The sequence below is a fragment of the Mesorhizobium sp. M1A.F.Ca.IN.020.04.1.1 genome, assembly GCF_003997315.1.
Lineage (GTDB): Bacteria > Pseudomonadota > Alphaproteobacteria > Rhizobiales > Rhizobiaceae > Mesorhizobium.
Window position 1 is genome coordinate 1 of record NZ_RZSN01000214.1, and the last position, 8,442, is coordinate 8,442.

Below are 8,442 nucleotides of genomic sequence, written 5' to 3' on the forward strand. Positions count from 1 at the left end.
CTCGATGGGCTGCGCCGTCGTGGCCGAGAAGGTCGAGGGGAAAAGCGCGCTGGAGATCCTCGTCGGCATGGGCGTCGGCTATGGCCAAGGCTATTTCCTGCACCGGCCAGAGCCGCTGGAGGCGATCGTGGCGCGGGCCGCGGCTGAGAAGCCACAAGCCCGGGTGGGTGTCGCAAATTAAGCCACGGCTAAAATTGCGAGCACCCTCCGCGATTGCCGAGATCGAACAGCAGCTCGGCCTGGATCAGCTCGGCATTTTCGCCCGATACAATGGTCCCGCGATCATCGACCCGCAGGACCCCGACCCGCTGGACCGGCGCTGGAAAAGCATCTGGGCTGGATCAACGAAACCGCTTCGATCGCGTCTGGCGAAATTGGGGTCTACGGCAGTTGATGCGATGGAGAGCCAATCTCCTCCTTGGGGGAGATGCCCCGGCATGGCAGAGGGGGGCCGCCGGCGTTTACCCCATCACCCACCGCAATACCCCGGCCGAAGCCACGCCGATGACCACCGTCGGCAGCATCGACAGTCTTGTCGCCGCGAGCAATGTGATGACGAGCGCCGCCAGATCGGCCGGATTCTTCGACACGAAGTCGGGCGCGATCACCGAGATCAGCACGCAGCCGGGCGCGGCTTCCATCACGGCGGTGGCGCGTGGACTGAGCGTGCGGTTCCTGAGCACGACATAGCCGCCGATCCGCGTCAAATAGGTGACGCCGGCCATGGCGAGGATGGCGAGGACGGTCCAGGGCTCGATCATTTCTCACCTGCCAGAAGCCAGGCGGACACCAACCCGGAGAGCGCGCCTGTCGCCACGTACCAGGCGCCCGGAACGACCAGATAAGTTGCCGCCGCCACCACTAGGCTGACAAGCCAGGGGCGCGCCGCGGCAAAACCCTTCCACATGCCGCGCAGCAGCACCAGGAACACTGCCGGAAAGGCCATGGCGAAGCCGTAGCGCTCGACGTTGCCAAGCACCGGCCCGAGCGCCGCTCCGCAGGTCGTGAAAATCACCCAGGCAAGATAGAAAGGAAGGGCAGTTCCCGCATAATAGGCGAGGCTGAAGGCTGGCCGCAGCCCGCCTGCCGCGCGGCGCTTCGCGTCGGCGAGCCCGAGCGCCCAGCTCTCGTCGCACATCAAGAACAGCGCGGGGAACGCCTTGCGCTTGGGCAGGTGGCGCAGGAACGGCGCAAGTGCCGCGCCCATCAGGAAATGCCGGCTGTTGACCAGCAATGTGATGGCGGCGATCAACAGCACATGCGGCGGCGAGGTCCAGAGCTGGATGGCGGCAAATTCGGAGCCGCCGGCGAAGTTGAGGCCCGTCATCAACGGCACCTCGACGATGCTCAAGCCCTTCTGCGCCGCCTGCGCGCCCAGCACGAGTGCGTAGGGGACAATGCCAAGCAGCACCGGCGTCGAGGCGGCGGCGCCCCGCCGGAATTCGGCGCCGCGTGCTTCGGCGGGAGGGTGGCCCAGGGTTATCTCGGAAACGCTCATGGCTCTTCTCGGCCAGCCTTGCGGGGCGGCCTTCTCCGGTTGCTCGATGGTCGGTTATCGCTGGCCACCATAGCCGAAATGCTCCGCAATCGGGTTGCGAAGATGCGCCGTTTCTGCCAAGGTTTGGCATTGGATAGCGAGAATTAAGCCAATATTGGAATCAGACGCCATGAAGCTGGATGAGATCGACAAGCGGATCCTGCGCGCCCTGCAGCGCGACGGGCGCATGGCCAACAACGATCTTGCGAGAGAGGTCGGCCTGTCGCCGTCACCCTGTCTCAGGCGCGTAAAATTGCTGGAGGAGGCTGGCGTCATCGACCGCTATGTCGCGGTGCTCAACCCGGCCAAGATCGGTCGCGGTCATACCTTCTTCACTCGCATCTGGCTGAAGCAGCAGGACGAGGACACGATCGAGCATTTCGCCAGGGAGGTGGCCAAGCTGCCCGAGGTGCTGGAATGCTATCTGATGCTGGGCGATTGCGACGCTATGGTGCGGGTTGTGGCGGCGGGCATCGAGGACTATCGCCGCTTCCAGTCGGAGCACTTAAGTCGCATCAAGGGGGTGCAGAACGTCAAGACCGACGTGCCCAGCCAGACGGTCAAGCAGACTTCGGAGATGCCGCTTTAGATTTCCCTTTTCCGTTGAGGGGGAAGGTGGCCGCGAAGCGTCCGGATGTTGCTGGAAGGACCGCCGCGCGGCAATGAGGCGCCAGTTTCCCAGCGCCTCGTTTCGTTCTATCGTCTCGGATCCGCCGGTCTCCGGCAAGGGAGAAGGCGAACCCCCGCCAAGCTCCCGCCTAATGTTGGGCGTGGTGCTCCGCGTTGCGTTTGCGCGTCGCCGCCGCCTTCTTGGCGGAAGCAGAACGCTCGGCCGCCGAGCGCGAGCTTGACGCTTTGCCGCCGGCCTTGCCGCCCTTGTGCGCTGCCGGATGGCCGGTGTGCTTGCCGCGGCCCGAGCCGCCCGCCTTCTTGCCGCCGCCATCGTCCTTGTTGACGGTCGCCCAGGCCCGCCGCTCGGCTTCCTTCTCGGAGACGCCGCGCTTTTCGTAGCCCTCGGCGATATGGTCGGCCTTGCGCTCCTGCTTGTCGGTGTATTTCGATTTGTCTCCGCGTGGCATTTTTTCTTCTCCTGTTGGGCTGAGAGGAGCCGCCCTACGGCTCCTTCTTCGTTTTGACCGCGTCGCCGAGATCGGACCGCTCGGGGTCCTGGTTGTTCTCGCCGGCCGCGTCGCGATCCTTGTCGGGATCGTCCTTGGCTGGCAGATAGCCTCTCGGCCGATTGGCTTTCGGACCTTCCCAACGTGGCCATTGATCGGATGTGCCTGGACGTCCCGTACGGGGTGAGTTGCTCATCGTTGCCTCGCTTTCAGAGAGCCGGTCAGCCCTCGGCCTTCATGGTTCGTGCGATTTCAAGCAGCTTGTCGCGGTCATGCCCGTGCTCGCGGATCAGCTCGCGCGCCTGCTTCGGTGAAAGGTCGGTGTTCTCGGCCAGGAACCGCACGTCCGGATCGTCGCCGCCCTTGGTCGGCAGCCTTGCGTCTTGTGCCGTTCGGCCAGCGCCCGGGCGATGTGGAAGTTTGCTTTTATCCATCGTTTTCTCCTTCCGATAACCAACCCTTGGCGAAAGGACTGGTTCCTTCGCCGAGCTGGACCGCGATGAGGCAGGGCGCCTGAAACGGGCGGCTGCGGTCGTGCGGGGCTGAGGCTATGCCTTCTCGTTTTCGTGCCCGCGCTCGGCAGCTTCCTTCTTGCGGCGCAGCACTTCGTCGGTGCCGACGATGTCCTTCGCGCCACCGCTGATGGCGGTGGAGACGACCGCGGGGGGATCGCTCGCCGGGAAACTGTCTTCGAGACCGGACTGCAATTGTTCTTCCAGCGTGTCCGGGTTCTCCGAGCGTCCTTGCGTGCGGCGGCCGTCGATCTGTTCCACATCCTGTTTGGCGTCGGGATGCTCGCGCACATTGCGCATCGTGGACACGACGAGTTCGATCGCGAACTCCTTCATTGCCTCGACGTCTCCCGTAACGACGTCCGCTTCTTCGATGACGCGGATGAGGGACGCCTCGACCTTGTCCATCTCGCTCTTGCCTTGGCAGCGCGCCAGCTTCTGGCTCAGGGCGGTGATGAGCAGCGGAGCGAAGGTCGAATAGGCCTGCATACGTGTCTCATCGACACGTTCGGGGTGAAGTGTGCGCACGGACATTGTTGCCTCCGTTCAAACGTCCTGCCGACGGCCGAGCCGCCGGGGTTTCGGAGGAACCAGGGGGAGGGGAAGAAGTTCCAAATTGGATGTTCTGGGCGGCGTCCCGCGAAGGGATCGCGGGACGCCTGCTTAAAGCTCAGCGCTGGCCGCCCTTGCGGCCGGCTTCGGATGCACGTTCGCGGTCTTCGGCGAAGTTGCCGCTGCCGCCCCGGTGCTGACCTGAATCCTGCTGACGCATGTTGCGGTCCTCGGCCTGCTGCTGGCCGCGGCGCTGATCGTCGCGGTTCTTGTGGCTCTGCTGGCCTGCTCTGACGTGCTGTTGGTGAGTTCCGCCTTGATTAGGCATATCTGCAGCTCCGTTGTTGGGGATTGGTCTTCGGGGTTTGATTCAAGGAGGTTCGACCGCCTTGAGTAATGAGAACCGCTGCCCGCGATCGATGTTCCCCCACGAAATATTTCGTGAATCCTTTTAGCCCGACCATGCCGCAACAGCCTTGTCGTGCGTCGCCGGTCCGCGCGGGCGCCAGGGCCCGGGGCCACGGTCGGTATCTTTACTACGACTGAAGTCGGAGTGGCTCGCGCATTGGGCCCTCGACGGCAACCAAAGCGGAGGCTTCGAGTTGGTAGCGGTCGTCGACGAAGTCCCCTTCATCGGCGCCGTTTTGGGTGCCCGCCGTTTCCGCGCAAATGGCGGGCATCCAATAGCATCCACAATCATTGGAACCAGGAAGTCGCGCGGCCGGCTTCGAAAGCGAGACGACGTTTTGACCTTTATTTCTGCCAAGCCCAATCTGCGAGAGCCCGAAAGCCTGCCCGCGAACGACAATCGCCTCTCCGTCCTCGCCGACACCTCGATTCTCCAATTCCTCAACGACGACGACGATGTCACCGACATCGCCAGGCGCGCCGAGCGCCTTGGCAATGCCGTGGTGATTGTGATGGCGCTTTGCCTGATCGTTGCGCCGGCGATCTACCTCACCCTGGCCTACGGCCTGTAGCCGGCAAAAAACTCGCCGAGCCTTGCGGCTGTCTCGGCCGGGGCTTCTTCGGGAAAGAAATGCCCGCCGGGCATCGTCCCGCCGCTGACCCCGCCGCTGACGTCGTCGGCCCACTCCCGCCACAGTGCCAGCGGACCGCCCTCTCGCGCGTACCATTCGGCGAGCGCGCCATGTCCGCTCCATAGCGCAAGCATCGGGCAGCCGATGCGCCGGCCGGCTTTGCGGTCGGCCTGGTCGTGCTCACGGTCGAGCGTCGCTGCCGCACGGTATTCCTCGCAGATGGCGTGCGCGTGGGCTGGATCGCGCAAGGCCTCGGCATAAGCCTGCCGGACCTCGGCGGGAAAGGCGGCAGGCGAGGAACCCCAGCCAGCCAGCGCGTTGTCAACGATCGCATCCGCGGCCGCCGTCATGATCGTCTCCGGCAGCGGCTCGGCTTGCGCCAAGAGCGACCAGGGCCAATAGCCCAGCGCCAGCCGGGCGTCGGCCCTGTCCAAGACATCGGCGGTGGGTACGATGTCGAGCACGGCAAGCTTCTCGACGCGGTCCGGGTGGTCCAGCGCCAGGCGATACGCAACGCGCCCACCGCGATCGTGGCCGGCAACCATGAAGCGGGCAAAGCCGAGCTTCGTCATCAGCGCCGCGAGGTCGGCAGCCATGGCGCGCTTGGCGTAGGGCGCATGATCCGGATCGGATGGCGGACAGGAGCTTTTGCCGTAGCCGCGCAAGTCGGCGCAGACGACGCTAAAGCGGTCGATCAGCTTCGGCGCCACGTCGCGCCACATCAGATGCGTTTCGGGGAAGCCGTGCAGCAGGAGCAGCGCCGGGCCGCTGCCGGCAGTCCGGATGAATGTCCGTGCCGCGCCCGTATCGACTTCCGCGCTTTCGAAACCGCCGAACATGCTTTGTACTCCACAGGCGGAACGGCCGCGGGCGGGATGGTTGCTCGGGCCGCGGCTTCTCTCGGCTGGCGCTTTCCGTGGTCAGCTCCAGGCGGAATTGACTGTAAGGGACGCCTCGAATATCTGGCCTCTCTTGTCGGTGCGCATTTTGATGGTGATCTTGAGGTTATCACTGTTCGGCATCTCGTCGCGCGCGACATCCTGCAAGATCCTGAGCGCCTCCTTTCGCGCGTTTTCTGGTGAGGAGAAGAGCTGCCCCTCGCTGTCCATTTGCGTGTGCACGGTGTTGTACAAATCGAAGTAGAAGCGTTCCATCCGCGAAAGCATCCGCCGCAACCTGGACGTTCAATCCCTGCGCGCGATCATGGTTCCAAAGGACCGTCTTGGCCGGGGACTGCTTTGCCGGCGGCCGGCGGTGTGGTGGTCCGCTGCAACCCGGCCCGGCTCTACAACGTTAGGCCCTTGCAAAATCACAACGGGCGGCCGCGCATGCTGGAACCCCTTTATCTGAACCTGGGTCAGCACGATGCTCTCTCCGAAAGCGAGAAGGCGTTGCTGGCCAGCGCCACATCGGTGGAGAAGTATTTCGTCGCTGGCGAGGATCTCGTCGCCGAAGGATCAAGGCCGACTTTCAGCACCCTCATCGTCGACGGGATTGCCGCGCGCTACAAGGTGCTGGAGGACGGCGGCCGGCAGTTCACTGCGCTCCATGTTGCCGGCGATTTCGTCGATCTGCACGCTTTTCTCCTGAAGACCATGGACCATGGCATCGTCGCGCTGTCGCCCTGCCATATCATCGCTGCGGAGCACAGCAAGTTGCGGGAAATCACCGAAAAGGCCCCGCATTTGACGAGGCTGCTGTGGTTGGACACGCTGGTGGACGGCGCCATCCACCGGGAATGGATCGTGGCCATGGGACGCCGCTCCAAGACCGCGCATCTGGCGCATCTGATATGCGAACTCTTCGTCAGGCTGCAGGCCGTGAAGAAGACGCGGGTCATGAGCTTCAATCTGCCGCTTTCGCAGGCCGAACTCGCCGATGTGCTCGGTCTCTCCGTCGTCCATATGAATCGGGTCATCGGCACGTTGCGCCGCATGAACGTCATCAACTGGACCAACCACCTGATCGACATCCTCGACTGGAACCGCCTGGTCGCCATTGCGGAATTCGACCCGACCTATCTCAGCATGAGGAACGAGCCAAGGTGAGAACGCGTCAGCGCGGCGGCCCTTGGTCGTCGCCAGACCACAGCGAGTCGAGCATCGAGAGTGCCGCGCTCGGGTCGGCCGTCCTCAGCAGGCCCTGCCGGGCGGCGGCCTGCTTGAAAGCGTCGAAGGCGACCGCCGGACGGCAGATGCCCGCCATGGCGTCGTCCACCAGCCGCGCCGCCGCCAAATAGTCGGGCGCTTCCTTGTTCTTCCAGGCTCCGTCCAAGGCCTTCCTTGCGTCGGCGATCGACGAAACCACCATTGAGCCGCCAGTGACGAAGCGGATGGTGAGCGGCAGGAATCTACTCATCCCCGGTCACCATCCAAGCCACTGTTGAGCCCGCCAGGCGAGGCCCGCGAAGGGCGCCGCGGTCACCGCCGCTGCCGCCAGAATGAAAAGATGATTGTTGGTCCGAAAGGGTCTCATCGTTGCCACCACATGTTTTTGGATCGTCATAACGAGGATGCCGCCGACCGGTTGCACAGGCAGGCGCTGAATAAGCGGCAAGCTAATTGCTCGCCGGCCGGCTGGGCGGCTGCGGGCGGTACGGCGGGCGCGGACGCGGCCTGAGCGGCACGCCGGCGCGCAAAGACTGGATCGGCCACGGACGCCGGGCACCCTGGCGCAGAAATGACCTGGACAGTGTGCCGATCAGATCTCGAATTTCCATGGGACTCTCCTCGTAGAGTGCCCCCAAGCTGCGAGCGACTAGCACTCCGGCAGCATTCGCGCATTTAACTTTGATGTACGTGCGCCACGCCCTGCCGAGACCGCAGCCTCTACCGAAAGCCAACCTTTTCGGCCGGCATGCGTTGTCTCTCCGATAGCGTTGTCTCTCGAGAAGAGGATGACGAATGCCCCGGTGCCCCACCGCCACCCGGTGGCAAACACGGCGAGCGGGGCCAGAGTCGACGTCGGCCTGCCGGCCTGCCAAGGCGAACGGCTCTCCCCGATCGTCGGCGGTTGCCGAATCCATAAGGAGGATCCAATGAAGAAAGCACTTCTTGGCTTCGCCATTGTCCTGATGTCGGGCCAAATGCCGGGAACGACTGCCGCGGCCCAGACCCAGCTGGAGAATCCGCAGATCGAGGATTGCCAGGTCAAACCGGACGCCAGCGCGACCCCTAATCAGACCGGCGAGCAGCCGAAAGCGCAGGCCCCGAAAGCGCAGGCCAATGATCAGTCCAACAACCTGACCGCCAGCCTGGCGCCTTGCGACGGTGTGCTGAAGCCTCCGCCCACGGGCGACAAGAACGCTACTGCTCCGCCGGCCGACACCAGCCAGATGCCGGTGATCAAGCCGGGCGAGGTCCCGCCGCAGCCGTCGAAGTAGAACGCATGATCGGTCTGGCGGGAAACTTTTCCCGTGCGGGCGAGTTACTGACTGTGCAGTTCCCGGATACCCGAACTGCTTCCCACAATTGCCGCCCCGGTTCTCCCATCCGGGGCGGTTTTTTGCCGGCCGCGGGCCCGGCACGGCCTGCCTCGGTGCCTTATCTTCTCGGCTCCGAAGCACGGAACCATCGGGCCCGCGCCGAATTGTCCTCAGCGGGCCGCGTCAGCCGGACCTGGTGGTAAAGAGAACAGGGTTTGGTTTCTCCGGCTTCACACCCTGGCCAACGAAAAGGCAGACG

Annotated in this window: 14 protein-coding genes and 1 pseudogene; 5 read left to right on the top strand and 10 right to left on the bottom strand. The window is 64.2% G+C overall.

Features of this window, described 5'->3' with window-relative positions:
- Positions 1-181, top strand: a 181-nt coding sequence (locus EOA49_RS28055; protein ID WP_127243478.1) for an EAL domain-containing protein, incomplete at its 5' end; no start/stop codon positions are given.
- A gap of 280 nt (positions 182-461) precedes the next feature.
- Here the strand turns inward: EOA49_RS28055 and EOA49_RS28060 are convergent.
- On the bottom strand, positions 462-761 hold the full coding sequence (locus EOA49_RS28060) for an AzlD family protein (protein ID WP_095801370.1): 300 nt from the start codon (positions 759-761) through the stop codon (positions 462-464).
- The gene (locus tag EOA49_RS28065) at positions 758-1,498 is read right to left on the bottom strand and encodes an AzlC family ABC transporter permease (RefSeq protein ID WP_127240859.1); all 741 of its coding nucleotides are present in this window, start codon (positions 1,496-1,498) and stop codon (positions 758-760) included. Before EOA49_RS28065 ends, EOA49_RS28060 begins: the two co-directional genes overlap by 4 nt.
- A gap of 169 nt (positions 1,499-1,667) precedes the next feature.
- Here EOA49_RS28065 and EOA49_RS28070 point away from each other — a divergent pair, with 169 nt between their 5' ends.
- Positions 1,668-2,126: an Lrp/AsnC family transcriptional regulator gene (locus EOA49_RS28070; RefSeq protein WP_095778267.1), complete on the top strand. Its 459-nt coding sequence runs from the start codon at positions 1,668-1,670 to the stop codon at positions 2,124-2,126.
- Between the two features lie 169 nt (positions 2,127-2,295).
- Here the strand turns inward: EOA49_RS28070 and EOA49_RS28075 are convergent, their stop codons facing one another.
- The 5 genes and pseudogenes from EOA49_RS28075 to EOA49_RS28095 form a co-directional block, all read right to left on the bottom strand.
- Positions 2,296-2,616 carry a plasmid stabilization protein gene (locus EOA49_RS28075; RefSeq protein WP_095801367.1) on the bottom strand — a complete coding sequence of 107 codons (321 nt, stop codon included), beginning with the start codon at positions 2,614-2,616 and terminating at the stop codon, positions 2,296-2,298.
- A gap of 34 nt (positions 2,617-2,650) precedes the next feature.
- Complete coding sequence (locus tag EOA49_RS28080; RefSeq protein ID WP_067322603.1) at positions 2,651-2,851, bottom strand: hypothetical protein; 201 nt, start codon at positions 2,849-2,851, stop codon at positions 2,651-2,653.
- A gap of 25 nt (positions 2,852-2,876) precedes the next feature.
- Positions 2,877-3,089 (bottom strand): hypothetical protein, encoded by a 213-nt coding sequence (locus EOA49_RS28085; RefSeq protein ID WP_066998409.1) that lies wholly within the window; start codon positions 3,087-3,089, stop codon positions 2,877-2,879.
- Positions 3,090-3,203: 114 nt separating this feature from the next.
- Positions 3,204-3,656: a hypothetical protein gene (locus EOA49_RS28090; protein ID WP_082953797.1), complete on the bottom strand. Its 453-nt coding sequence runs from the start codon at positions 3,654-3,656 to the stop codon at positions 3,204-3,206.
- Positions 3,657-3,843: 187 nt separating this feature from the next.
- A pseudogene (locus EOA49_RS28095) lies at positions 3,844-3,939 on the bottom strand (KGG domain-containing protein); the annotation flags it as partial.
- A 526-nt stretch (positions 3,940-4,465) separates the two neighbouring features.
- On the opposite strand from EOA49_RS28095, the gene EOA49_RS28100 reads away from it, so the two are divergent.
- Complete coding sequence (locus EOA49_RS28100; protein ID WP_067322613.1) at positions 4,466-4,699, top strand: hypothetical protein; 234 nt, start codon at positions 4,466-4,468, stop codon at positions 4,697-4,699.
- Here the strand turns inward: EOA49_RS28100 and EOA49_RS28105 are convergent.
- A complete protein-coding gene (locus EOA49_RS28105; RefSeq protein ID WP_127240860.1) occupies positions 4,687-5,598 on the bottom strand; it encodes an alpha/beta hydrolase in 912 nt (303 codons plus the stop codon). The genes EOA49_RS28100 and EOA49_RS28105 overlap by 13 nt on opposite strands.
- 81 nt (positions 5,599-5,679) lie before the next feature.
- On the bottom strand, positions 5,680-5,913 hold the full coding sequence (locus EOA49_RS28110) for a hypothetical protein (protein WP_127240861.1): 234 nt from the start codon (positions 5,911-5,913) through the stop codon (positions 5,680-5,682).
- A gap of 174 nt (positions 5,914-6,087) precedes the next feature.
- Here EOA49_RS28110 and EOA49_RS28115 point away from each other — a divergent pair, with 174 nt between their 5' ends.
- Entirely contained in the window at positions 6,088-6,807 is a 720-nt protein-coding gene (locus tag EOA49_RS28115; protein WP_066998395.1) for a Crp/Fnr family transcriptional regulator, read from the top strand.
- Between the two features lie 7 nt (positions 6,808-6,814).
- Here the strand turns inward: EOA49_RS28115 and EOA49_RS28120 are convergent, their stop codons facing one another.
- A complete protein-coding gene (locus tag EOA49_RS28120; protein WP_095824503.1) occupies positions 6,815-7,117 on the bottom strand; it encodes a DUF982 domain-containing protein in 303 nt (100 codons plus the stop codon).
- 538 nt (positions 7,118-7,655) lie between these two features.
- Between EOA49_RS28120 and EOA49_RS28125 the strand changes: the two genes are divergently transcribed.
- Positions 7,656-8,141, top strand: coding sequence for a hypothetical protein (locus tag EOA49_RS28125; protein WP_245460821.1), 486 nt, complete (start codon positions 7,656-7,658; stop codon positions 8,139-8,141).
- Positions 8,142-8,442: the final 301 nt, after the last annotated feature.

Bases quoted from the DNA above. Each gene is read 5' to 3' on its own strand.
- EOA49_RS28060 (WP_095801370.1), bottom strand. From the start codon at position 761: ATGATCGAGCCCTGGACCGTCCTCGCCATCCTCGCCATGGCCGGCGTC.
- EOA49_RS28065 (WP_127240859.1), bottom strand. From the start codon at position 1,498: ATGAGCGTTTCCGAGATAACCCTGGGCCACCCTCCCGCCGAAGCACGC.
- EOA49_RS28070 (WP_095778267.1), top strand. From the start codon at position 1,668: ATGAAGCTGGATGAGATCGACAAGCGGATCCTGCGCGCCCTGCAGCGC.
- EOA49_RS28075 (WP_095801367.1), bottom strand. From the start codon at position 2,616: ATGCCACGCGGAGACAAATCGAAATACACCGACAAGCAGGAGCGCAAG.
- EOA49_RS28080 (WP_067322603.1), bottom strand. From the start codon at position 2,851: ATGAGCAACTCACCCCGTACGGGACGTCCAGGCACATCCGATCAATGG.
- EOA49_RS28085 (WP_066998409.1), bottom strand. From the start codon at position 3,089: ATGGATAAAAGCAAACTTCCACATCGCCCGGGCGCTGGCCGAACGGCA.
- EOA49_RS28090 (WP_082953797.1), bottom strand. From the start codon at position 3,656: ATGCAGGCCTATTCGACCTTCGCTCCGCTGCTCATCACCGCCCTGAGC.
- EOA49_RS28105 (WP_127240860.1), bottom strand. From the start codon at position 5,598: ATGTTCGGCGGTTTCGAAAGCGCGGAAGTCGATACGGGCGCGGCACGG.
- EOA49_RS28110 (WP_127240861.1), bottom strand. From the start codon at position 5,913: ATGGAACGCTTCTACTTCGATTTGTACAACACCGTGCACACGCAAATG.
- EOA49_RS28115 (WP_066998395.1), top strand. From the start codon at position 6,088: ATGCTGGAACCCCTTTATCTGAACCTGGGTCAGCACGATGCTCTCTCC.
- EOA49_RS28120 (WP_095824503.1), bottom strand. From the start codon at position 7,117: ATGAGTAGATTCCTGCCGCTCACCATCCGCTTCGTCACTGGCGGCTCA.
- EOA49_RS28125 (WP_245460821.1), top strand. From the start codon at position 7,656: ATGACGAATGCCCCGGTGCCCCACCGCCACCCGGTGGCAAACACGGCG.